Raw genomic sequence first — 23333 nt, 5'->3', positions numbered from 1 at the left:
CCTAACCACAGATCACGATGTATGCCGCGCCGGCAATGAGCAGCACGAGGTTCACGGGCAACAAAAACTTCCATTCGAAATCCATGAGCTGGTCGACGCGCGGACGCACGAACGTCCAGCGGACCATCATGTAGCACCAGATCATGAAGAAGACTTTCGCGAAGAACCACACGACGCCGGGGACCATGTTGAGATAGTTGTCCACGAACGCGACTCCGATGCAGGGCGGTAAAAATCCGCCGAGGAAGCACGTGGTGGCAAGAGCCGAGTTCGTGACGAGCGCGATGTATTCGGCGAGGTAGAACATGGCGAACGGCGTGCCGTTGTATTCCGTGTGGTATCCGCCCGTGAGTTCCTGCTCCGCTTCGGCGATATCAAAGGGCGCGCGGTTCATCTCGGCGGTCGAAGAAATGAAGAAGAGGATGAAGGCGATGATGCCGAGGACGGGGATCTTGAAGATCCACCAGTCGGAAATGGTGCCTTCTTGGCCGAGCGTGATGCTCATGAGGTTCGTGGAACCCGAAATCATTACGACGAACAGGAGGATCATCGTGAACGAGATTTCGTAGCTGATCATCTGGGCGCCGCTGCGGAGGGCGCCGAGCAGGGAGTACTTGTTGTTGCTGCTCCAGCCGCCGAGCAAGATACCCAACACGCCGAATCCGTTCACCGCGATGATGAGCGGGATTCCCATCGAGACGTCCGCAACGACGAGGTCGCGGCCGAAGGGGATGAGCGCGCATACGATGAAGGGGGCGATAAGGACGATGAGCGGGGCGAGGTAGAACATCAATTTGTCTGCACCGCTCGGGGCATACACTTCCTTGAAGAGCATCTTGAGCACGTCGGCGATGGTCTGGATGGTTCCGTGCCAGCCGAGACGCATGGGGCCAAGGCGGCATTGCACGTGGGCGCACACCTTGCGTTCCATGTAGATGAGGATCGGGGCAGAACCGATGTTTACCGCGCAGACGGCGATGACGCAGATGAGCGCATTCACCAGGAAGGCGACGATGCTGTTGAGCGTATCGCTCTGGATGCTAGCGGGCAGGTATTCCGCGAGCCTGGGGACCATTTCGCGGACAAAGTCGCCGACGGGGTTTGTAATGGAGGGAACGAACATAAACTACCTGTCAATTTCGGGAATCACGGGGTCGAGGGTCGCCATGATGGTAACGAGGTCCGAAACCTTGTGGCCTTGCACCATCTTGTTGAGCGCGGCGATATGCGGGAAACTGGGCCCTCGCGTGTGGATGCGGTAGGGCTTCTCGCCGGTGGTGGCTGCGACCACGTAGGTCGCGTAGAGTCCCTTTGCCGTCTCGATTTCGCTGTAGTAGCGGCCCACGGGGAGTCGCACCGGCTTTTCCTTGGATCTCCACGGACCGTCTTTCGGGAACTTGTCGATGCACTGCCTCAGGATCTTCATGGATTCGTGGATTTCGGCAATGCGGATTTTGTAGCGGTCGTAGCAGTCCCCGTTATGGAACACGGGAATGTCGAAGTCGAACTGGTCGTAGATGCTGTAGGGGTTTGCGCGGCGGACGTCGAATTCGACTCCGCTTGCACGCAGTACCGGCCCCGAGCATCCGTAGGCGATGGCGTCTTCCTTGGAGAGGACTCCGATGCCGATGCTTCTTTCGAGCACGATAATGTTTTTCGAGAGGAAGCGCTCGTAGTCGCGCATGGCGTCTTCGAGATGGTCGAGGAAGGCTTTTACGCGCGGAATGAACGTGTCGGGCACGTCGTAACGGCTTCCGCCCGGCCTGAAGAAGTTTGTAGTGAGGCGCGATCCTGTCACTTCTTCCAGGATGTCGTGAATCATCTCGCGTTCCTTGAACCCGAAGAGGAGGCATGTCTGTCCGCCGAGGTCGCCGCCGAAGCAGCCGTAGAACACGAGGTGAGATGCGATGCGGCCCAGTTCCTGTAGCATCACGCGGATGTATTCTCCCTTTTCGGGGACGCCTACGTTCATGCCCTTTTCGAGCGCGATGACGACACCCAGGTTGTTCTGGATGGCGGTGAGGTAGTCCTGGCGGTCGGAAAGCGCGATGTACTGTAGGTAGCTCATCGATTCCGCCTGCTTTTCCATGCCGCGGTGGATGTAACCGAAATGCGGTACAAGTTCAACGATGGTTTCGCCGTCCATGCGTAGCGCAAGGCGGAGTGCGCCGTGCGTACTCGGGTGCTGCGGCCCCATGTTGATAAAGAATTCTTCGGTATTGGTTTCGCGCTGGATGCGGAATCCGGGAGGCAAGTTCGAGAAACGTGGCTGGATCATACGGGCCTCCTGATCATTTCCGGGTGCGTAAAGTCCTTGCGCAGGGGGAACCCGACAAAATCCTTGTCAAGGAATATGCGGCGCTGGTCGGGGTGGCCTTCGAAGTTGATTCCGAACATGTCGTAGACTTCGCGTTCCTTGAATTCTGCGGCGGGATAGAGATGGCTTACGGTAGGCACGCTCGCCAGGAGCGATGTCGCGCGCTTTTCTTCCGGAATGCTGAAGTCCTTTTTCAGCTGCACGCAGAGGAATATCTTGTGTCCGATTTGTAGGCTCCGGAGCTGTGTCACCAGGTCGAAATGGTCGTCGTAGTCGATGGCTGTCACGTCAATCAGGAAGTCCATCTTGAATTCAGGATCGTTTTTCACGAATTCGGTCACGGCTACATAGTCCTCGGGTTCCACCATCACTTCGAGCGGCCTGTCGGCGGGCGCGTTTGCAAGCACCGTCTCAATGGGATCTTCGCTGTGGGTGTGGAAGGTGATGCCGGGGAACTTGTCGTGCAGTTTCTGGTAGAGCTCGAGCTGCGTGAGGCCCACCCTGCGGAACGGCTTGCGTTCCACTTCGGGAAAGTCTTCTTTCTTCACGCGGACAGGCTTGAATGTGCTCTTGTAGTCCGGGTGTTCTTCCTTGAACTTCGCGCGGGCTTCGGCCATCTCCTCGTCTTTCATCTCTTCGAGGGCGGCCCAGGTTTTTGCGGCTTCGCGGTAGCGGTCCATGGTGGAGACGTCTTTCGGCTGGCCTTCGTGCCACGGGTGGCGGCAGGTCTCCTTGAGAATCTTTTCGCGTAGGGTGAGTAGCCCGTGGAAAAGCGCTTCGGGACGCGGCGGGCATCCGGGAACGAACACGTCGACCGGAATCAGGTTCTGCGCTCCGCGGACGACGGCGTAGTTGTCATAGATGAACGGTCCGCCGCTGATAGTGCATGCGCCCATCGCGATGGCGTACTTGGGGCCGGGAATCTGTTCCCAGAGCATCTGGATGGCGGGGGCCATGCGGCGGGTGATTGTACCTGCTAGAATGAAGAGGTCTGCCTGGCGCGGCGATGCGCGGAACACTTCGGAACCGAAACGCGCGATGTCGTAGCGTGCCATGGAACTCGACATCATCTCGATGGCGCAGCAGCTCGTGCCGTAGGTGAGGGGCCAAATAGAATTTGCCCGTGCCCAGTTGACAACGTAGTCGATAGCGTTCACGACATACTTGCCGCCGGGAATCGGGTCGAGTATCTTGGGTGCGAAATTGATTATTCCCATTTGAGGATTCCTTTTTTCCAGGCGTATGCGAGGCCCGAAACGAGGATAGCCATGAAAATGGCGAGGTCGGCGATGACAATCACCGGTGAAAGCGCCGTGTGGCCAGCCATGATTTCCCTGAAGTTCATCATCACGGGGAAGAGGAACAGGGCTTCGATGTCAAAGACCAGGAAGAGGAGCGCGAAGAGGTAGTAGCCCACCTTGAACTGGATGCGGGCGTTTCCGATGGTCTCCATGCCGCATTCGTAGGGGGCCATCTTGTTTTTCGTATTCTTCGTGCGGTAGCCTAGCAGGAGACCGACGACAGTCGCCGCGGCCGCGATAAACGCACCAAGAAAAAGGAAAATGGAGAGTATTATGTATTCAGACATGGGTTGTCCTTAATAGAAATTCTGCAGTTCCTGCACGGTCCCGAAAAGCTGGTTGCCGATCTGGAAACGGTCGATGATATGCTTGAAGAGGTCCTTGAACTCGTCGATGGTCGCCTCCGACATGGCGGTAAGCTTTTCCTGGATGGAACTCACGAATCCGGAGCTCATGGGCTTCGCCTTCATGTCCTGCATGGAACCGCTCCAGCGCTGCAACATGTGGTCAGTTTCGAGACGCGCGATGATATAGCGCGTGGTGGAAAGCAGTTCCTGCAAGAAGTGCACGAGGAAGATTTCTTCTTGCAGAATGCCCCAGCGCTTGTCCTTGGAGTAGAGCGTCGCGATGTCCGCCTTGCCGTAGAATACGGCTGCCTGCGAATATTCGAGACATGTCATGAGCACGCGGTCGAGCCTCTTGATTTCCTGAGCGAGGTTCTTGAACCATTCGGCGTTCATGGCCGACCCGTCGATGTTTCCCTTCGAGTCGAGCGGCATCACTGCTCGGAACGCATAGTAGACTTCCTCGTAGTAGCGGTTGCGCATGCGGCAACTGAAGGCGCGGTTCTTGAGCGTGTAGTCGCTATGGTGCAGCGGGGTAATCATGCCTTGGACACCTCCCGGACTCCCGAAATCTGTTTAATCTTCGTGACGATGGCGTCGACCTGCTCCTTGCGGAACGCCTTGAATTCCATGCGGATGCGTCCGGAGGATTGCGCGCTTGCAACGCTCATGCGGTCGAGCGAGAGGTCGGAATATTTCAGTTCCTGCAAAATGTCTAGTGTGATGTTCTTGCGGTTATCCGTGTCGATGGTGAGGTGCGTGGTGAACGGCTGCGTCACGTCGGCGCTCCATTCCACCGCGATCTGCTGGTCGCTCGGCAGGTCCTTGAGGCACGGGCAGGTGATGTTGTGGACTTCGATACCCATCTGCGGCCTGAGGACGCCCACGATCTTGTCGCCCGGGATAGGGGCGCAGCAGTCGGCGAAGTGGATGACGAGGCTTGTTTCCTGGCCAATCTGGAGCGGCATCTCGTCGCGGATATCGTTTTTCTTGTCCTTGCCGAAGGCCGGGAAGAACCGGAGCGCCATTTCCTTGGGGAGCGACGAGCCTCCCGTGATGAACCGGTGAATGTCCTGCAGCGGGAGTTCGCCCTGCCCGATGCGTTCGTAGAAGTCGTCGAGGTTGAAAGTGCCGAAGTACTTGCAGATGTCCATCTCGCTCGGCAGCTTGTCCTTCTCGATTTTCGCGAGTCTCAGTTCGCGTGTCCAGATTTCCTTGCCGAGGCTTCGTGCCTGCTTGGTGATGCTGGTCTTCATCCAGCGGCGCAGTTCCTGCTTCGCCTTCACGGTTTTCACGATGTCGAGCCATTCGGGGCTTGGTTCCTGGCTCGGGCTCTTGAGCACCTGGATGGTGGCCCCGTGCGTCACCACGTGGTCGAGGCTCACCACTTCGTCGTTGATGCGGGCACCGATGCAATGGAGTCCGAGCTCCGTGTGGACGGCGAACGCGAAGTCGAGGACGATGGCGCCTTCGGGAAGCTCGATGGAGTTGCCCTTCGGGGTAAACACCGTCATGCCCTCGGGCTTAAGGTCGACCTTAAGGAAGTCGAGGTATTCCTTGGAGTCCGAAATTTCAGACTGCAACTTCACCATGTGGTTGAGCCAGGCGAGTTCTTCGCCCTCGTGTTGCGTTTCGAGCTTGTAGGCCCAGTGCGCGGCGAAACCTTTCTCGGCGGTCAAGTCCATGTCCTTCGTACGTATCTGGACTTCGACCATCTTGTTCTCGGGTCCGATGACCGTGGTGTGGATGCTCTGGTAGAGGTTCGGCTTCGGGGTCGCGATGTAGTCCTTGAAGCGGCTCTGGAGCGGGGTCCACAGGTTATGGACGTAGCCGAGTGCGAGGTAGCATTCGGGGATGGTTTCCACGATGATGCGGATTGCGAAGATGTCGAAGATGTCCTCGAACTGGCAGTCGCGACTGATCATCTTGTTGTAGATGCTGTAGATATTCTTGGTGCGGCCCTGGATGGTGCAGTCGAAATCCTCGAGCGCCATCTTGATTTGCAGAGGCCCGATGACGGACTGCACGTACTGTTCTCGCTTGGCCTTGTTCTCGATAAGGGCGTCGACAATCTTCTGGTATTCGTCGGGATTTACGTACTTGAAGCTCAGGTCCTCGAGCTCGGTTTTCAGCTTGTAGAGACCGAACCTGTGGGTGAGGGGCACGTAGATGTCCAAGGTCTCTTGCGCGATGGCCCTGCGCTTCTCGGGCTTCATGTAGCGCATCGTCCGCATGTTGTGGATGCGGTCTGCGATCTTGATCATGATGACGCGCGGGTCTTTCGCCATCGCGGTGATAAGCTTGCGGTAGGTCTCCGCCTTCTGCGCGGTCTTGTTCTCTTCCTGTGCCGCGGTAATCTTGGTGACTGCGTCCACCATGAACGCCGTGTCGTCGCCGAATTCCGCCGCGATTTCTGCAAGCGTGTGCGGCGTGTCTTCCACCACGTCGTGCAACAGGCCTGCAAGGACCGTCGGCTGGTCCTGCTGCAGTTCGGCGAGGATCTTCGCGACCTCGAACGGGTGCTCGGTGTAGGGCATTCCGCTCTTGCGGTACTGCCCGTCGTGCGCGTCGGCGATGAAGGCAATAGCTTTACGCAGGATGCTCTCGTCGAGCTTCCCGTTCTTCTTGAGGAGCACCTGGATGATGTGTTCCTCGTTGGGAGTAAAGTTTGCCTTGTTCATCGCTTACAATTTATTATATAATGGGGCCCAAAAACGGAAATTAGCGGAAAATAAGCCAAAAATAACGTTGCATTTCCGAGAACGGGCGCAAGGCGGTTGCTGTCGGCTCGCCTATATTCTCCATTGTAATATTTTTTTTAAGTGCGACCCCTTGCCAAAAAAACATGGTTGTGACTATGACCCGCGTCACGATTTTGTTGTAAATGCGAACAACGCTTTATGAAAAAACCGGAACTTTTTTACCCGAGGGGAATTTATTTTATTAGAGCCCGGATAAAGTCGAATGGGCGACTTTAAACTTTGGGGATGGTTATGAAAAAGTGGAAATATATGTTCCCGTTTGCGCTCGTCGCATTCGGAATTTGGGCCTGCGGGGAAGACACTTCGCCCGTGGAATGTACAACTCCGGAATGTCTTGGGGATCAGGGAGGCCTCTCGTCTGCGGGGGATTCCCTTTTGGGGTCTTCTTCTTCGCGTTCAGTCCTTGAAATAAGCCACGAAACCTTCGAAGATGGGGATACCGTCGAGGTCTCGCCGCTTTCGAGCGCGGGGCTTTTGCCGCCGACCGAAAGTTCGTCGTCCGCGGCGCTTCCGCCGCCGTCTTCGGCTGTCGTGGTTTCTTCCAGCTCTTCGCATCATCATTTCTTTAGTTCTTCGGCAGAACTTGTGGTGTCGAGCAGCAGCTCGGCCGCACAGCCGGAATCGCCTTCCTTCGTGGAAGACCACCGCAGCGAATGCCAGATTGGCAACATCCCGACGAGCGTGAACAACGCGAAACTGCCCGACCCGTTCATGGGCCTCGACGGCAAGCGCATTTCCACGAAGGACGAATGGAAGTGCCGCCGCGAAGAAATCGGCGCGATGTACGAAAAGATTATGTTCGGCACCAAGCCGCGCAATCCGGATAAGGTCGAGGGCAAGAAGTCCGGCAACAAGTACACCGTCACCGTTACCGACAAGGGCAAGTCCGCCTCCTTCGACGTCACCATCAACAGTGCCGGCACCAAGGACAAGCCGAAGCCGGCCCTCATCGGCCTGGACCAGGGATTTGGCTCATGCGGAAGCCTCGGCTCCTCGACCAACGGCTTGGACATCGCCATGATAACCTTCAATACGAACAATGTCGCTCCCGAAAGCGGTGGCGGCAAGTTCTTCCAGCTTTACAACGGCGGCCAGGGCACCATTATCGCTTGGGCATGGGGCGTGAGCCGTCTGATCGACGCTTTGGAAAAAGACCCCGATGCAGGCATCGATGTCAAGCACCTGGCTGTTAGCGGTTGTTCCCGCCTGGGTAAGGCAGCCCTCGCCATCGGCGCTTTTGACGAACGCATCGCGCTCACCATTCCGCAGGAATCCGGTTCCGGTGGCGCTTCCCTCTGGCGTGTCGGTGCCCAGGTCAACAAGCAGAAGGGCAAGCAGTTCGTGCAGGGTCTGGCCAGCGCTGGTTCCGAAGGCAAGTGGATGATTTCTAGCTTCAAGAACTACGACGGCAGGGAAAATACGCTCCCGTTCGACCAGCACATGCTCGTGAGCATGGTCGCCCCGCGTCCGCTCCTCATCCTCGATAACGCGGGCCAGGAATGGCTGGGCGAAGTGCCGTCTAACTACTGCGGTCAGGCTTCTCTCGAAACCTACAAGGCTCTCGGCGTGACGGAAAATTACACCTATAGCCAGGAAGGCGGCCACGCGCACTGTTCGCTCCCGAACGGACAGTTCGACGAAGTCAAGGACTTTATGAACAAGTTCCTGCTCGGCAAGGACGCCAAGACGGGTAAGATTGACTACAGCAAGAACACCCAGACCATCAACTTCAACAAGTCTGAATGGATTGACTGGGAAACTCCTGCTTTGAGGTAGTTCTTCTGTTCTTTTTATCAAAATACTCCTGATAAAATCGAGCGGGGCTGGGTGACTGGCTCCGCTTTTTTCTATATTTGGGCCGTACAAATCAAGGAGTAGCTAAATGCTCAAATCTACACTGCAACAGACCGATCCGGAAATCTACAACATCATCCAGGAAGAAGCCGAACGCCAGGAATATGGCATCGAACTCATCGCTTCCGAAAACTACACCTCCAAGGCCGTCATGGAAGCCATGGGCTCCGTGCTGACCAACAAGTACAGCGAAGGCTACGTGGGCAAGCGCTACTACGGTGGTAACGAAGTGATCGACAAGATGGAAGCTTTGGCCATCGAACGTTGCAAGAAACTCTTTGGTTGCGACCATGTGAACATCCAGCCGCTGTCCGGTTCTCCGGCCAACGCTGCCGTGTACTTCGCCGTCCTCAAACCGGGCGACAAGGTCCTCGGCCTCAAGCTCGACCACGGTGGACACCTTTCTCACGGCCATCCGGTGAACTTCTCCGGCATGCTCTACAACTTCGTGCAGTACGAAGTCGATAAGGAAACGGGCCGCATCGACATGGACAAGGTCCGCGAAATCGCTCTCCGCGAAAAGCCGAAGATGATCCTCGCCGGTTTCTCTGCCTACAGCCGCAACCTCGACTGGAAACGCTTCAAGGAAATCGCTGACGAAGTCGGCGCCCTCACCATGGCTGACATTTCTCACGTCGCTGGCCTCATCGCCGGTAAGGCTATTGATTCTCCGGTGCCGTACTTCGACATCGTGACGACCACGACCCACAAGACTCTCCGTGGCCCGCGTTCCGCTATCATCATGTGCAAGGACCGCACCATCCAGAAGATGGTGAAGGGCGAACTCAAGGAAGTTTCCCTCGCCAAGGAAATCGACAAGGGCGTGTTCCCGGGTATGCAGGGTGGTCCGCATGACCACATCAACGCCGGTAAGGCCGTTGCATTCCTCGAAGCTCTGCAGCCGGAATTCCAGACCTACGCCAAGAACGTCATCAAGAACGCTCAGGCCATGGCCGACGAAATGATGAAGCTGGGCTACAAGGTTATTAGCGACGGTACCGACAACCACCTCATCGTTGTCGATATGACTTCCAAGGGCGTTTCCGGTAAGGAAGCCGAAGTCGCGATGGAAAAGGTCGGCATCTCCTGCAGCCGTTCTACAATCCCGTTCGATCCGCGCAAGCCGATGGATCCGTCCGGAGTGCGTCTCGGTACTGCTGCTATCACGACCCGTGGCTTTGACGAAGAAGATACCCGCGAAGTGACCCGCATCATCGACCGCTGCATCAAGGCCAAGGACGACGATGCCGCTCTCGCTAAGATCCGCGAAGAAATCGTGGCTCTCTGCAAGAAGCACCCGCTGTACAAGTAAGATAATTCGCGTCTGCTAAAGAAATTGCCTTCGGTTAAGCCGGGGGCTTTTTTTATATTTACCTCGGATAATAGGAGGAAATATGCCTAAACTGTCACCCTGGAGCAAGCGGAGCGCCGCGATAGGGTCCATTTTACTTGTCTTGTCGATGTTTGTCGCCTGCGGTGACGACGACAGCGATTTTATCTCGCGCCCGGACGGGAAGGAGTCTTCGTCCAGCGGGAAAGAGATTGCCTCGAACTCTTCTAGTTCTCGCAATGGCAAGTCCAGCAGCAGTTCCGCAAAGGCGAACGGCAGTGAATACGACGCAATTGCAAATACGCTCAAGGACCTGCGCGACGGCCAGACTTACAGGACCGTGAAGATTGGTGACCAGGTATGGATGGCGGAGAACCTGAACCTTGAAACGGATAAAAGTTTCTGCTACAACGATTCTGTCGAATATTGTGACAAGTACGGTCGGCTTTATACATGGGCCGCTGCGATGGATAGTGCTGGAACGTGGAATACGAATGGCAAGGGCTGCGGATATGGCAAGGCTTGCGCACCGACATACACATTCCCAGTGCGTGGCGTTTGCCCCGACGGTTGGCATCTGCCTAGCAAAGCTGAATGGGAAGAGTTGCTCGACGCTGTCGGTGATTCGTCGAATGTTGGAAAAATACTCAAGTCCACATCAGGTTGGAGAAGTGGCAACGGAACGGATGATTTCGGGTTCTCGGTGCTCCCTGCTGGTGACGGGTGGCTCTACAATGGGACTTACGAAGACGAGGGCGTCCGTGTGTTTTACTGGATTTCTACGGAGCGCAATAGCGCCTACGCGTACTTCATTGCCTTTTACAACAACAGCGACGGTACGTACATCTCTAGGAATCGTAAGGACAACGAGTTCATGGTTCGTTGCGTCAAGGACAATCCCGACAGCAAATCGGCGAAGTCATCGGGTATAATCAATTTGGCGATTCCGTGCAAGATAGAGGAGGAAGACAACTGCGAATACGGAGAATTGGTGGATGACCGTGATGGTCAGACCTATAAGACAGTTAAGATTGGCGACCAGGAGTGGATGGCTGAGAGCTTGAATTTTGAAACGGACTCCAGCTTCTGCTACAATCTAGCGGACAGCAACTGCACCAAGTATGGTCGGCTTTATTCATGGGCTGGGGCGATGGACAGTGCAGGTACATGGAGTTTGAATGGCAAAGGGTGTGGCTATAAAGTGGAATGTTCACCGACGTACCCTGTGCGTGGCGTTTGTCCCGACGGCTGGCACCTGCCTAGCAAAGCAGATGCCGAGACACTATTTGTGGCTGTGAGCGGAAATGTCGACAACACGTCTTATTCATGGCCAGGAGTCGGCGCAGTTCTCAAGTCCACCAGCAGTTGGGATGACTATGATGGCGAAAGTGGCAACGGAACGGATGATTTCGGATTCTCGGCGCTCCCTGCCGGCGTCAGGTTTGACGATGGATATGGATATAACAGCTACAAGGGCATCGGAGCTAGCTACTGGAGTTCTACAGAGAATAGTAGCATTTATGCGTATTCAATGGTTTTTAGCAACAGGCACGGCGATGCAGACTTGCTTCCCGGCTCTGAGAACCGCTGGCTGCCCGTCCGTTGCGTCAAGGACTAACTTTAGGAGAAATTATGCGCTCCCTTTGGCTTGGAATTCTTACTTGTGCGGCGATGCTTGTCGCCTGCGGTGACGACGACAACGATTTTGTGACTCGTCCTTCGGACGATTCGTCTTCGAGCGTGTGCAAGGATTGCGATGATGAGTCTTCGTCCAGCAGCAGATCTACGAAATCTTCGTCCAGCGTCACACCGAAGTCGAGCGGTTCCTCAAAGGTCCCTGAGCTTGCCGAAGGGTCCAGTAGCAGTTCGGTGAAGTCTTCTTCTAGTTTGGTGACTTTGGCGACTCCGTGCAAGACTGATAGCACGGATACTTGCGAATATGGCGAGTTGATGGACGACCGCGACGGGCAGACTTACAAGACGGTGAAGATTGGTGACCAGTGGTGGATGGCACAGAACCTCAACTATGAAACGGACTCTAGTTTTTGCTACAAGGACAAAGAAATCTACTGCACCAAGTACGGAAGGCTTTACTATTGGGCTTCGGCAGTAGACAAATCGGAAGACGAATGTGGCTATGCCCATAGATGTTCTTTGCCACCGGGAAATATCCAGGGCGTATGCCCCAGCGGTTGGCACTTGCCCAAGAAACCAGAATGGGAGACTTTGCTCTCGGCTGTTGGTGGACGATTGACGGCTGCCAAGGTGCTCAGGTCATCTATCAGCGAGTCTCGTGATTGGATTGGAACGGATGCTTTCGGGTTCTCTGTGCTCCCTGCCGGCCATGGTCGCTGGTGGTCCGCCAGTGAGAGAGTATATTATGAAGGGTTCACTCATTTCTGGATTTCTACCGAGTACAGTACTACTAATGCGTTAGACATTGATTTTAACAGCGACCTTGATAGTGCTGTTTTTGAGGACTACGCTAAGTTCTTTTTGTTGTCCGTTCGCTGCATCAAGGATAATCCATTGAACGTGTGCGAAGACTGCGATGATGGGTCCATCAGCCGTTTGGCGATTGTGGCGACTCCGTGTAAGACTGATAGCACGGATACATGTGAATATGGAGAGTTGGTGGATGACCGGGACGGTCATGCGTACAAGACTGTAAAGATTGGTGGTCAGGTGTGGATGACGGAGAATCTAAACTATGCTTCTTTGCAGCCCACAGACGAATTAGATTCAAGTAGCCGCTGTTATAAAGATTCTCCCAAATATTGCGAGAAGTACGGTCGCCTGTATCTATGGAGCGCGGCCATGGACAGTGCGGGTACATGGAGTTCTAGCGGTAAGGGGTGTGGCTACAAAGAGGATTGTTCGCCGACATCTTCTGTGCGTGGAGTTTGCCCCAGCGGGTGGCATTTGCCATCGGTAACAGAATGGGAAATTTTGGTCGAGGCTGTCGGCGGACAAACAGTTGCAAACGAGGTTCTCAAATCGCAGCGTGGGTGGCAAAACAAAAAAAACGGAACCGATCTCTATTCATTCTCGGTACTTCCTGTTGGTATTGCGTCTACTGCGGCCTATGGCGAAGAGGGTGAACATTCGGACTTCTGGAGCTCTACTACGGAGAATGGCAAATCCGCAAGTGTAATGCCTTTTTCTTACGTCGAGTCCAACACTGCTGGGTGCGCACGCTGCTACCTCCGGCACATTGACACTGGATGGAGTTCGGTCCGATGCGTAAAAGACTAGCAGTGAGGTGAGTGCAGCGCAAAAATGCTTGCATTTCTGCATTGCCGAGCCGAGCAGCGAGGGACTCCGTAGGAGTCCCTAACAAGCCGTTCTTATATACCATAAAGTGCTGTTTAATGGTGTGAATTTTGTTTATATTATCAAGTAAACAATAGGAGAAAATATGCGTTCCCTTTGGTTTGGTGTTCTTGTTTGTGCGGCGATGTTTGTCGCCTGCGGTGACGACAACAGCGATTTTGCGACGCGTCCGGACGGGAAGGAATCTTCGTCGAGTCTCGCACCGCAGTCGAGTAGTAGTGTAAAATCAAGCAGTTCAGCTAAGTCAAGCAGTTCGGCAAAGCCTTCTTCTAGTTCTGTGACTTTAGCGATTCCATGTAAGACCGATAGTACGGATACTTGCGAATACGGTGAGTTGGTGGACGATCGTGACGGGCAGACCTACAAGACGGTGAAAATCGGCGACCAGTGGTGGATGGCGGAAAACCTGAACTATGCTTATTTGCAACCCACAGATGAACTAGATTCAAGTAGTTTCTGCTACAATGATTCTGCCGAATATTGCGAAAAATATGGTCGCCTGTATCTGTGGAGCGCTGCGATGGATAGCGTGGGTACATGGAGTTCAAACGGCAAGGGGTGTGGCTACGATGTGGCTTGTTCGCCGACGTACCCTGTGCGCGGTGTTTGCCCCGAGGGCTGGCACCTGCCCGATACGACAGAATGGAGGACTTTGCTCACCGCAGTCGGTGGCTATTTGGGTGCCGGCACAAAACTCAAGACAGCTTCTGGCTGGCTTAGTGACGATCTTGGTACGGATAATTTTGGGTTCTCTGCGCTCGGTGTTGGTTCCGGCGCCCGAATAGATTACGGCTACGAGGGTTCCCTTGCGTACTTTCATAGTTCTGTTGAGTGTGATGACGACATCGAAAAAAATAAGGCCTATAAAAATGATTTCGCATATGAGGTGATTTTGACGCCCTTCGAAACAGCACTTCTTGAAAAGGAAGTTGAGTTTGAGGGGTTCTCTGTCCGTTGCGTCAAGGATTAAGTTTCTATGAATCGTACTTTTGCCATTCTTGCTTTGCTTGCGTTGTCATTCGCGATAAACGCTTGCGGCTCCAATTCTGAGATTGGAACGATGACTGATTCCCGCGATGGTCAAACCTACAAGACTGTGAAAATTGGCAATCAGGTTTGGATGGCGGAGAACCTCTATTTCAAAACGGATAGCAGTTGGTGCTTTAAAGACGAGGAGTCGAACTGCCAGAAATACGGAAGGCTTTATTCGTGGAATGCGGCAAGAAGTGCATGTCCCGCCGATTGGCACCTTCCCAGCAAGGCTGAATTCGAGACCTTGCTTAAGGCCGTGGGCGGAACACAGGATAAGGAAAATGAAAAAAAATGGATGGGAGCAGGCTCCAAACTCAAGTCCACTAGCGGTTGGGAAAGCAGTGCGAAAGGCTTGGCCTTTGGCTTGGCCTTAGCGATGCCTGCACACATCAAGTCCAAAGATGGATTGAAAAACTTGAGTGACTTGAGTATAAGCAGCAACGGAACGGATGATTATTCCTTTACTGCGTTGCCTGCGGGCATCAAGGAAGTGTATTACAACTACGAAGGCTTCTATGCGGAGTTCTGGAGCTCTACTGAGGTCAATAGCGAGTTCGCCAATAACGCTGAAGCGTACAAATTGCTCTTGGTCAGCCCCACTAAGACTGCGGTCCTGAACGGAACCTTCAAGGAATTCGGGTTGTCTGTCCGTTGCGTTAGAGACTAATTCCGCCGGGGCTTTTTATCATTCTGTCAATGTATAATGTGGTGTCTAAAATACCTTTTTTGACCAAATAGGCTAAAGTAAATTGGCCCTCGGTTCAAAGCCGGGGGGCCTTTTCTTATATTTCAAGTAAACAATAGGAGAAAATATGCGTTCCCTTTGGTTTGGAATTCTTGCTTGTGCGGCGATGCTTGTCGCTTGCGGTGACGATGATAGCGATTTCTCGACCCGTCCTTCGGACGGCTCGTCTTCTTCCCGTGCCAAATCCAGCAGTTCTGCGAAGTCTTCGGATTCTGTCGTCGGTTGTAAGACCGAAAAGGAAGACAATTGTGAATACAGCGAGTTGGCGGATGACCGCGACGGCCAGACTTACAAGACCGTTAAAATCGGCGGCCAGTGGTGGATGGCGCAGAACCTCAACTATGAAACGGACTCTAGCTTCTGCTACAAGGATTCTGTCGAGTTTTGCGAAAAGTATGGCCGACTATACACTTGGGATGCTGTGGTTGATGTTTGCCCCGACGGCTGGCATTTGCCTAGCAAGGCCGAATGGGAAACGTTGATCACTGCTGTTGGTGGACAAGCGACCGCAGGCAAAATGCTCAAGTCCACATCCGGTGGCAAAGGCTCGGATGCATTCGGGTTCTCGGCGCTCCCTGCTGGCTACAGGGTTAAGGGTGGGGGATATCTCTACGCGGGCGCCCACACGTTCTTCCGGAGTTCTACTGTGAGTTCTACTGAAATCAATAACGGTCCGTATAGTGCGTTCTTGGACTTCAACGCCGACTATGCTGCGGGCATGTCCAGTGACGATTACAATAACTACGGGTTCTCGGTTCGCTGTCTTAAAGACTAGTTTACTATCTTTACCGCATAAACAAGAGGTTTTATGCAGTCCTGGACTGAAATCAAGAAGATCGAGAACCCGACCGAAGAACAGCAGCTCGAGGCGATTGGCCTCAACTGGTATGCAATCAGTCTTATCGAGAACCCGACTGTTGCCGCGCAGAAGGCTGCGTTTGCACAGAACGTGCAGGCGATTCTCTACATCAAGAACGGCCTTTGCGAAGATTTGAAGGTGGCGCTCAACGCCCTCGACGAGCCCGCGCTCCTTGCCGCGGTGAACGGCGACCCGAATATCCTCAAGTTCGTGACGAACCCGGAACTTCTCAAGGCCGCGGTGCGCAGTGACTGGAAAATCGTGAAGAAGATTGACAACGCGGGCGAGGACCTGTGGGCCGAGGCGGTGCGCGCGAGTGCCGAAGCCGTAAAGGCTGTGCCCTTCATGGGCGAAAAGATCCAGGCGGCGCTCGTGGAACGCGACTGGCATGCCCTGCAAGATATCGTGCGCCCGTCGGCAGCCATCGTGATTGCCGCGGTGAAGCAGGACTACCATGCTTTTGAGTTCGTGAGCATCAAGGACCGTACAGAGCCGGTGCAGCTTGCCGCCGTGCGTACGGACTGGCGTTGCATCCAGTACCTGCAGCGTGCATCCGAGAAGGTGCAGATGGAGGCGGTGCGCCAGACGAAGGACGCTTTCTCGCTCATCAAGAACCCGGCCGAGGCGGTCAAGGAATTCTGCAAGTAGTTTTGCGGGGCGCGCGATGGAAAACCCGCTGGTAAAAGTCGAGAATGTCTCGTTCCGTTACCCGAAATCGGGCGTGGACGCGCTTTCGGGCGTGTCGCTCGAAATCCCGCGGGGGAGTTTCTTTGCGCTGCTGGGCCCGAATGGGGCGGGGAAGACTACATTACTCCGCCTGCTGTGCGGGCGTTTCGCGAAATTCTCGGGCACGATTGGGCTTGCGGACGATGTGCGCGGGTCTAATACGCATTCTGGCGCGAAGGGGGTTGCAGGTTCGGGTTCGCGAGGTTCGTTCCTCGACCCGCTCGCCTGCGGTATACTGCTCGAGAATCCGGGCGTATATCCGAAACTTTCGATAAACGAGTACGTGGACTATTTCGTGGGGTTCTATGCGGCCCGCATTCCCGGGTGGAATGAGCAGGCGGCCCGCGAACGCATTGCCCGCTTGGCGAAGAGCCTGGAACTCCCGCCGCTCGATACCCGCATGGGCAAGCTTTCGCTCGGGAACCGCCAGAAGGTGCAGTTGCTTCGCGCGATGGCTCCTGCGCCGCGTCTTTTGATTCTGGATGAGCCGGTGGCGAATCTTGACCCGATGTCGCGCGAGACGGTGTGGAAACTCATTGCGGACTGGCGCAGGCAGGAAGGCGGTACGGCCATCGTGTGCTCGCATATCCTCGCCGAGATGGAAGAGGAGGCGACTGACTTCGCGATTATCGACCGCGGGCACGTCTTGAAGAGCGGGCGGGTCGCCGACATCGCGAGCGAAACCGCGACGTTCAAGGTAGAGGTCCGCGGCAATACTCTGACACCTGAAAAAATTCGCGACATTCTTGCAGCCGCCGGAATCGAAGCCGAAGTTGCTCCCGCGCAGGCGAGCCTCTCTCGCCTCTACCGCGAGACCGTCTGATTGCAAAAAATTCTAGAACGTCTGCGATAGGTCGAACGCGAACCTGCCCCAGGCGAAGTTTTCCATGTTCCAGTTGTCCAGGTTCTTCTTGAATGCGTAATCCAGGCGGAACGTGAGGAACTGCCAGCGATAACGGAGCCCGAGTCCGAGCGATTCGCTTGTCTTGGATGGGAACTGTTCGCTGTCCTGGTCCATGATGCGCGTCCAGTCGTAGAACTGTACGATTTGCCAGTGGCTCCAGCTTTTCCACGGGAACGACCAGCGGATTTCTTCGTTTATTCGAAGATACATCGGCGTAAGTCCCGTGTTGATGATTTCGTTCCCTTCGTCATCGGTGCTAGTGTAGCTGGTATAGATGCTGCGGAAGCGGTAACCACGCACCGAACGGCTGCCACCCTGGTAAAATACGCGCGCATCGTCTTCGAGCGCTGTTTCGAAGAACTTGCCCGCGCTTCCGCTCAATGCTCCGTAGAATGTCCAGAACAGCGGACGGTAGAGGTTGACAGTCGCTTCGCCATAGGTGTAGGGGTTCCCTATCACAGTCAGCTTTTCCAGGTTGGCGTTCAGGTTGGTGCCTGCACCGACTGTGGGCGCGATACGTATGCCCTTCGTGGGGTTGAAATAGTCATCGGTGTAGTCGAAGGTGAGTGCGATTTCTCCCTTCACCTTGTACATGTCCTCGCCATTCTTGCTCACGAATCGGGTATCGATGGTGCCACGGAAACGGATGTGGTCGGTAATGCCGAAGGTCAAGTCTCCGCGGTTGATGATTTCGTAACGTTCTTCAATGCTGTCGGGGTAGGCGGGGGGGGCAATCTTTTCGTGGTTGAAGCTCAAACGGTCTTCCAGTCGGATAGCGGTCGGGATGAACGTGAACGATGTCCCGAACAAGAGCGGGTTCGCGTAGCCGAGAGAAATTTCCTGCTTGTTCTGCGCTATCTGGAAGGAGGTCGAGAATTCGTTGAACGTTCCGAAGAAGTTCTTGTGCTTTGCATACGCGATGGCGCCGAACCCGTACATTTCTTCGAAGAATACTCCGTATCTCGCTTCTCCGGGAATGCGCTCGGTCACGTCGAGGTGCACATCCGAAAGTCCGTCGGCTCTCAGGGAGTCGTTCAGCTTGATTTGCGTGAATAGCTGTGTCGAAAGCAACTTGCTCTTGAACGAGTTGAACTTGTTACCATCGATGATTTCTCCCTGTGGCGTTTTCCACAAGGACGATAGCCACGCCGTGTCGGAAAGTCCGGCTTCCTTGCTGCGGTTCGTCTTGTCGGTGACCTTCTGGGTCGTACTGATCATGTTGCCCATGATGACCTTCGCTCCAGGGTTTACGCTCACTTCGACGATGATGCACTTCCTGACGGTGTCGATGAGTTCGGCCGGGCTCACGTAGGTGTGCAGGTAGCCCGCCTTGCGGTAGGTCTGCTGGATAAGCTGGATGTCTTCGGCGATGTCGTCGTGGTTGAAAAGTCGTTCCTTGTTGTTGGTCCGCAGGGCGCTCTTGTCGATTTCGATTTTTGAACTGTCCGGGACAAGGATGGTTGTCCCGCCGAAATGGTAGCGTTCGCCTTCGCGCAACGAAATGATGTAGCCGCGCTGCACGCTGTCAGGGCGGATGAATTCGCGCTGGATTTCGAGTTTGAGGTCGAGGCTGAAGAACCCGCGTGAATAGTAGAGGGCCTTGATGTTCTCTATCGCAAGTCCCATCATGAAGTCTTGCTTGATGGTGTCGAGCTGTCCGAATTCTTCGGGAATTTCGAGCTGCTCCTGCAACTGGAAATTCGAGAAGGTCGAGTTGCCGTCGAGGGTCACGTACCAGGGATGCTTGTCGCCTTCTTCGGCGAAAAGGAATGTAGCACATAGCAAAAGGATGCCTAGAAAGAATCTCATTTCTTGTCCTCCTGCTTGCTCTCGAGCGGCTTGTTGCGTTCGCCCGGCGATACCGTCTCGCAATGGCCGATGCCGAGGAGGCACGGGTTCCAGAACTTGTAGCCGTAGTTGAGACCGATGTTCTTCTCAAGCCGGTTTTCGTTTCCGCCCGTACCTGTATTGGTAAGGTATTGCTTCGAGATGAGCTGGCCGTTCAGGTTGAGCGAAGGTGCGATATGGTTCTTGTGCGAGTAGGTAGAATCCTTGAATACGGGCAGCTTGTAGCTCACGCCGAATTGGAGCGCCTGGTCGTAGGTCGGGTTCTCGCTCTGGTCCTGCGTGTAGCCGAAGATGAGGCTCAGGTCCTTGACCCAGCGGTCGAGCGAGATGGGCAACTTGAAGTAGCTCGAGTCCTTGTCGCTTGTGGTGTTGTTGTTGAACAGCATCACCTTCATGTCGATGTCGCCGATGTATTCGCCGCCGAGGGTCTTGTTCGCCGTCGAAGACAGCACCTTGCCGATGGCCTTGCCTGCAATCTTGTTCCAGTCGGTCGATTCGTCGTTGTTGTCGGCGATGCATCCGAGAATGATGTTGTAGTAGGTGGCCGCCGCACTAGCCTCGGTTCCGCAGTTGGAACTGGGGGTCGGCTGCGGGTTGGTAATGGTTCCCGTAATGTCGAAATTGATGGGGCACGTCTCTCCTTCGCGGTTGCCGGTGTCGTCGCAGTAGGGGAGGTTCTGCGCACTCGATACGTCGACTTCGCCATGTTGCCACGGGACGTCCATCCATGAAATTCTGAAGGCGTTGAGTTCGAACTCGTAGAGTTCCTGGACGCCGATGAATCCGGTGTTCGCGTTGATGACATCGCCGCGCAATAGCGGACGGTTCGTGTTGCCGAGCACCCAGATGTCGAAGGTGAAGGGGAAGGTCGCGAACGGGGTCACGATTTCGACGGAGTCCCTCTGGGAGTCGTTCACGTGAATCATGAGGTTGATGGGACTTGCCGTCGAAAGCTTTGTTTCCTGGATTTCCGATTTACGCAACTTGGCGATGAAGTTGTTGAACATGTTGAGAATGCGGTCGAGCGAAGCCGGCGTAATCTGGAATTCGAGCGCCTTGTGGTAGACCATCTTGTCAACGACGAGCTTGCCTGCGATGGTGTTGTTCTGCAGCCTGTCTCCCTTGGAGTGGGGCATGATGAAGTCGAGGTTGCTCTGAGCTTGGATTTCGCCATCGCCGAACGTCTCGTCGTAGAAGTTGTACTGGATGTAGGGAAGGTTCACGGAGATGGTCATCTCGTTATCGAAGTCGTCGACGGTTCCGGACACGTCCCTCACGATGATGGAATGAGGGCCGGATCTCAGGCTGAACTGTTCGGACGATATGTTGAACCGCTCGATGGTCATGCTGTCGAGGTTGTAGGCTGCGGAAACGTTGATGGTTTCCTGTTCGTGGTTGTGCGTCGAAAGTTCGCTTATCTCGACAAGCCCGTTCTCGAGCGAGCCCCGCAACTTGATGGGGACGAGCCTTGTCATCTTGGGAGGCTGGAAGAATGTCGAGTCGCTGTAGATTTTTGCCGAGATTCCCTTTAGCCCTTCCTTGATGTTTGCCGTGATGTCAGCCTGCAGGTCTGTCTTCTTGATTTCGCTTGTGGTGCCGGGAATGAACCAGGAACCTGCGACGGCCGCCTTTCCCGTGAATACGAAGGCGGAGTCGATGTCGCCTTCGACGTTCAGGTCGCCGCCGGTGTCTGTGCTGTAGTCTACGGTCACGTGGCGTTTGTCCTGGAAAATGTTGTTGATGATAATCTGCGATTTGCCAGCCCATCCGCCCTTGCCGATGTTTACGTAGGAATTGACTTCGACCTTGTCGCCTTCGGCGAATATGTTCAACTTGTTGATGTCGATCAGGTCCTTCGATATCTTGCGCAGTTCGATGTTCGTGATGTCGATGTTCCCGAGCATGCCGTGGCTGTCTTCGTATGCGATGTCGCCGGTGATCATGCCGCTGGAGAGTGTGGAGTCGTTCATTGCTTCGAGCAGGATGGGAATGCTGAAGTTCTTTGCCGCCGCCCATGCGTGCTGCACCTGCACTGGCAGATAGCCGGTAGGCTTGAAGTCCGGGTTCGAATCGTTCGGAAGGACGAATGTCGCTTCGGCTTCCACCATGTTCTTGTCCTGGATGGCGTGGAAGTTGTCGATGAAGATGGTGTCGCCGTTCTGTCGCGCCTGGATTCGCCCTTGCAGGTCAAACGGTTCGTAACGGCCTTCGGCGAATACGTCCAGAAATCCGACATTGTCCGTCAGGTTGTGGTGCCAGCGTCCGGAAACTTCGCCGTAGATGTCTCCGTTGATGGAGAAATCGGCGAAGGGAATGGTCGTGATATCGACGGAGTCCGCATTTGCCTGGATGGTGATGGAATCGGTCCATGTGATGTAGGCGAAAGCGTGTCCTCCGTGGCGCTGCGTGACGTCCCACGACGTGTGCGGTTCTTCGTGCGTCCACATCACGTCGCCGAAGAAGTCGAATGTCTCTTTTTCCGTGTAGATGATGCCGTTAGTGAACTCGATGCCGTTCTTGTCGAGGTCGAGTTCCACTTCGAGCGAATCGGCTTTCATGTGGTAGGCGTAGGCGACATTTGGAATCTTTGCTTTCACGTGTAGCTTGCTGCCGTTGAATGACCCCACGAGGTTGAACCGGTTCTTGAGGGTGAGGTTCCCGAAGTTCCAGTCCAGCGCCCACGGTTCGTAGGGGGACATGTCTCCGGTGAAGCTGATGCTCGGGGGGCCGCTTAGGTCAATCGTAGCCTCGATGGCCGAACCCTGCCTTGTCTCGATGACCGCGTCCACGATATCGCCCTGCTTGTGGAGCGAATGGATGACCATGTCTAGCGGCATCATCTGTGGCCCGAAGACGGAACTCATGTATTCGACGCGGCCCTGGAGCTCTCCGTTGAGGTTGTTGTCGAAGTCGCCTTCGAGCTTGATGTGGCCGCCTTCGTTGTTGTTGAGGTCTGCCTCCACGTGGTAGTCCCGGTCGTCGCCCTTGATGCGTGCCGTGACGTTGCAGGCCATGAGCGGCCAGAATGCCCCGACTCTCGTTCGGACGGTGGCGTCGTAACGGGGTTTTCCCGTTTTGGGGTCGAGGCTTGCCGTTGCCTTCACATGGGCCGCTCCGATGTCAGGGACTGCGGGCGGAAGTTTGACGGGAATCCATTGGGTCGGGTCAGCGACGTCAAGTTCCACGGATGTTTTTACGGCTGCCATGTTCGTTTTCGGGGTGCTCGCGTCGAGCTTGACTTCGTCCTTTCCGACCTTGACCTTGCCTTTCAGCTTTACGTTTTCGGACGAGAAGTCCGCCGCAACGTCCAAGCTTCCGGTCCCCTGCACGAAGTCCCCCTGGATGCCGTCGAGTTTGACCTTTACGGCCTGCGTTCCTGTGCTCCGGACGCTCAGGTCTTTTGCTTGCCAGTGCTTGGCCGTTTTTTCGCCCTTGTCAATGTCGATGTCGATTTCGCCGACGGACATTTCGGTGGGAAGGTAGAATTTTGCCTTTTCGGGGAACGATAGTTCGGGAGGTTCCGATTTTTCCGCTTTTTCGGGGGTGCCGCTGTGGATATCCGCCTTGAAGCTTCCGAGGTTCAGCTTTACCTTGCTGGAATCGCCGAATACGGTAATGTCAAGGTCGAAATCGCTGACGGAGAAGGTGTTCTCGCCGGTCTTGACGGAGATGGAATCCCAGGAATGGGTGAGGAGGCCGCCCAGCTTGTAGCCGTGGGGGGTGATTTCTACATCGCCGAAGGTGTGCGGGCTCGATAGGAAGGTTATGAGCGCAATACGCGCAAACCAGGCGCTCAGGGCAAGAACGCCTACAACCACCGTCACTATTGCGGCGGTTATCGGAAATGTCGAAGTCGGTTTCTTCAACGCGCATAATTATAGAAAATAAGGGAGATTTCCTTGATGAAAGTTTTCGATTGAATGCCTCTAACTCGTTGATTGTCAACGAATTACGTAAAATCTGCTTTTTTGTTGTTTT

General features: G+C 54.8%; 17 protein-coding genes and 1 pseudogene. 9 read left to right on the top strand and 9 right to left on the bottom strand.

All coding sequences use genetic code 11. From position 1 onward, the window contains the following. Nucleotide 1: 1 nt before the first annotated feature. From B4A77_RS08995 to B4A77_RS08970, 7 genes and pseudogenes are all read right to left on the bottom strand, one after another. On the bottom strand, nucleotides 2-1123 hold the full coding sequence (locus B4A77_RS08995) for a complex I subunit 1/NuoH family protein (protein WP_290740059.1): 1122 nt from the start codon (nucleotides 1121-1123) through the stop codon (nucleotides 2-4). 3 nt (nucleotides 1124-1126) lie between these two features. Beyond that, nucleotides 1127-2278 (bottom strand): NADH-quinone oxidoreductase subunit D, encoded by a 1152-nt coding sequence (locus B4A77_RS08990; RefSeq protein WP_173382530.1) that lies wholly within the window; start codon nucleotides 2276-2278, stop codon nucleotides 1127-1129. Continuing rightward, complete coding sequence (locus B4A77_RS12855) at nucleotides 2275-2685, bottom strand: NADH-quinone oxidoreductase subunit C (RefSeq protein ID WP_349678396.1); 411 nt, start codon at nucleotides 2683-2685, stop codon at nucleotides 2275-2277. Before B4A77_RS12855 ends, B4A77_RS08990 begins: the two co-directional genes overlap by 4 nt. 360 nt (nucleotides 2686-3045) lie before the next feature. After that, nucleotides 3046-3525, bottom strand: a pseudogene (locus B4A77_RS12850) (NADH-quinone oxidoreductase subunit B); the annotation flags it as partial. Continuing rightward, entirely contained in the window at nucleotides 3525-3905 is a 381-nt protein-coding gene (locus B4A77_RS08980) for an NADH-quinone oxidoreductase subunit A (protein WP_173365872.1), read from the bottom strand. The pseudogene B4A77_RS12850 and the gene B4A77_RS08980, both read right to left, overlap by 1 nt. Nucleotides 3906-3914: 9 nt before the next feature. Then, nucleotides 3915-4505, bottom strand: a complete 591-nt coding sequence (locus tag B4A77_RS08975; protein ID WP_173365871.1) for a hypothetical protein — start codon at nucleotides 4503-4505, stop codon at nucleotides 3915-3917. After that, nucleotides 4502-6643 carry a RelA/SpoT family protein gene (locus tag B4A77_RS08970; RefSeq protein WP_290740053.1) on the bottom strand — a complete coding sequence of 714 codons (2142 nt, stop codon included), beginning with the start codon at nucleotides 6641-6643 and terminating at the stop codon, nucleotides 4502-4504. The genes B4A77_RS08975 and B4A77_RS08970 overlap by 4 nt, the downstream gene beginning before the upstream one ends. Nucleotides 6644-6955: 312 nt before the next feature. On the opposite strand from B4A77_RS08970, the gene B4A77_RS08965 reads away from it, so the two are divergent. The 9 genes from B4A77_RS08965 to B4A77_RS08925 all read left to right on the top strand — a co-directional run bounded on the left by B4A77_RS08965 (nucleotide 6956) and on the right by B4A77_RS08925 (nucleotide 17426). Then, nucleotides 6956-8500, top strand: coding sequence for a hypothetical protein (locus B4A77_RS08965; protein ID WP_290740051.1), 1545 nt, complete (start codon nucleotides 6956-6958; stop codon nucleotides 8498-8500). Between the two features lie 106 nt (nucleotides 8501-8606). Continuing rightward, a complete protein-coding gene (gene glyA, locus B4A77_RS08960; RefSeq protein WP_290740049.1) occupies nucleotides 8607-9890 on the top strand; it encodes a serine hydroxymethyltransferase in 1284 nt (427 codons plus the stop codon). An 82-nt stretch (nucleotides 9891-9972) separates the two neighbouring features. Beyond that, nucleotides 9973-11526, top strand: a complete 1554-nt coding sequence (locus B4A77_RS08955) for a fibrobacter succinogenes major paralogous domain-containing protein (RefSeq protein WP_290728718.1) — start codon at nucleotides 9973-9975, stop codon at nucleotides 11524-11526. A gap of 14 nt (nucleotides 11527-11540) precedes the next feature. Next, nucleotides 11541-13163, top strand: coding sequence for a fibrobacter succinogenes major paralogous domain-containing protein (locus B4A77_RS08950; RefSeq protein WP_290728720.1), 1623 nt, complete (start codon nucleotides 11541-11543; stop codon nucleotides 13161-13163). Nucleotides 13164-13326: 163 nt separating this feature from the next. Then, nucleotides 13327-14211: a fibrobacter succinogenes major paralogous domain-containing protein gene (locus tag B4A77_RS08945; protein ID WP_290728721.1), complete on the top strand. Its 885-nt coding sequence runs from the start codon at nucleotides 13327-13329 to the stop codon at nucleotides 14209-14211. Between the two features lie 6 nt (nucleotides 14212-14217). Further along, entirely contained in the window at nucleotides 14218-14940 is a 723-nt protein-coding gene (locus B4A77_RS08940; RefSeq protein ID WP_290740047.1) for a fibrobacter succinogenes major paralogous domain-containing protein, read from the top strand. Nucleotides 14941-15085: 145 nt separating this feature from the next. Further along, nucleotides 15086-15793, top strand: coding sequence for a fibrobacter succinogenes major paralogous domain-containing protein (locus B4A77_RS08935; RefSeq protein ID WP_173382492.1), 708 nt, complete (start codon nucleotides 15086-15088; stop codon nucleotides 15791-15793). Between the two features lie 33 nt (nucleotides 15794-15826). Next, entirely contained in the window at nucleotides 15827-16525 is a 699-nt protein-coding gene (locus tag B4A77_RS08930) for a hypothetical protein (protein ID WP_290740044.1), read from the top strand. Nucleotides 16526-16541: 16 nt separating this feature from the next. Beyond that, nucleotides 16542-17426 carry an ABC transporter ATP-binding protein gene (locus B4A77_RS08925; protein WP_290740042.1) on the top strand — a complete coding sequence of 295 codons (885 nt, stop codon included), beginning with the start codon at nucleotides 16542-16544 and terminating at the stop codon, nucleotides 17424-17426. Nucleotides 17427-17438: 12 nt separating this feature from the next. Here B4A77_RS08925 and B4A77_RS08920 read toward each other — a convergent pair whose 3' ends face one another. Further along, a complete protein-coding gene (locus tag B4A77_RS08920) occupies nucleotides 17439-19316 on the bottom strand; it encodes a BamA/TamA family outer membrane protein (protein ID WP_290723923.1) in 1878 nt (625 codons plus the stop codon). After that, nucleotides 19313-23221 (bottom strand): hypothetical protein, encoded by a 3909-nt coding sequence (locus B4A77_RS08915; protein WP_290740039.1) that lies wholly within the window; start codon nucleotides 23219-23221, stop codon nucleotides 19313-19315. Before B4A77_RS08915 ends, B4A77_RS08920 begins: the two co-directional genes overlap by 4 nt. Nucleotides 23222-23333: the final 112 nt, after the last annotated feature.

The organism is Fibrobacter sp. UBA3718, assembly GCF_002371935.1.
GTDB lineage: Bacteria > Fibrobacterota > Fibrobacteria > Fibrobacterales > Fibrobacteraceae > Fibrobacter.
This window is presented reverse-complemented; position numbering and strand designations above follow the sequence as displayed.

What these genes read in the sequence shown, in the direction of transcription:
- B4A77_RS08995 (WP_290740059.1), bottom strand. Translation starts at nt 1,123, where the DNA reads ATGTTCGTTCCCTCCATTACAAACCCCGTCGGCGACTTTGTCCGCGAA.
- B4A77_RS08990 (WP_173382530.1), bottom strand. Translation starts at nt 2,278, where the DNA reads ATGATCCAGCCACGTTTCTCGAACTTGCCTCCCGGATTCCGCATCCAG.
- B4A77_RS12855 (WP_349678396.1), bottom strand. Translation starts at nt 2,685, where the DNA reads ATGGTGGAACCCGAGGACTATGTAGCCGTGACCGAATTCGTGAAAAAC.
- B4A77_RS08980 (WP_173365872.1), bottom strand. Translation starts at nt 3,905, where the DNA reads ATGTCTGAATACATAATACTCTCCATTTTCCTTTTTCTTGGTGCGTTT.
- B4A77_RS08975 (WP_173365871.1), bottom strand. Translation starts at nt 4,505, where the DNA reads ATGATTACCCCGCTGCACCATAGCGACTACACGCTCAAGAACCGCGCC.
- B4A77_RS08970 (WP_290740053.1), bottom strand. Translation starts at nt 6,643, where the DNA reads ATGAACAAGGCAAACTTTACTCCCAACGAGGAACACATCATCCAGGTG.
- B4A77_RS08965 (WP_290740051.1), top strand. Translation starts at nt 6,956, where the DNA reads ATGAAAAAGTGGAAATATATGTTCCCGTTTGCGCTCGTCGCATTCGGA.
- glyA (WP_290740049.1), top strand. Translation starts at nt 8,607, where the DNA reads ATGCTCAAATCTACACTGCAACAGACCGATCCGGAAATCTACAACATC.
- B4A77_RS08955 (WP_290728718.1), top strand. Translation starts at nt 9,973, where the DNA reads ATGCCTAAACTGTCACCCTGGAGCAAGCGGAGCGCCGCGATAGGGTCC.
- B4A77_RS08950 (WP_290728720.1), top strand. Translation starts at nt 11,541, where the DNA reads ATGCGCTCCCTTTGGCTTGGAATTCTTACTTGTGCGGCGATGCTTGTC.
- B4A77_RS08945 (WP_290728721.1), top strand. Translation starts at nt 13,327, where the DNA reads ATGCGTTCCCTTTGGTTTGGTGTTCTTGTTTGTGCGGCGATGTTTGTC.
- B4A77_RS08940 (WP_290740047.1), top strand. Translation starts at nt 14,218, where the DNA reads ATGAATCGTACTTTTGCCATTCTTGCTTTGCTTGCGTTGTCATTCGCG.
- B4A77_RS08935 (WP_173382492.1), top strand. Translation starts at nt 15,086, where the DNA reads ATGCGTTCCCTTTGGTTTGGAATTCTTGCTTGTGCGGCGATGCTTGTC.
- B4A77_RS08930 (WP_290740044.1), top strand. Translation starts at nt 15,827, where the DNA reads ATGCAGTCCTGGACTGAAATCAAGAAGATCGAGAACCCGACCGAAGAA.
- B4A77_RS08925 (WP_290740042.1), top strand. Translation starts at nt 16,542, where the DNA reads ATGGAAAACCCGCTGGTAAAAGTCGAGAATGTCTCGTTCCGTTACCCG.
- B4A77_RS08920 (WP_290723923.1), bottom strand. Translation starts at nt 19,316, where the DNA reads ATGAGATTCTTTCTAGGCATCCTTTTGCTATGTGCTACATTCCTTTTC.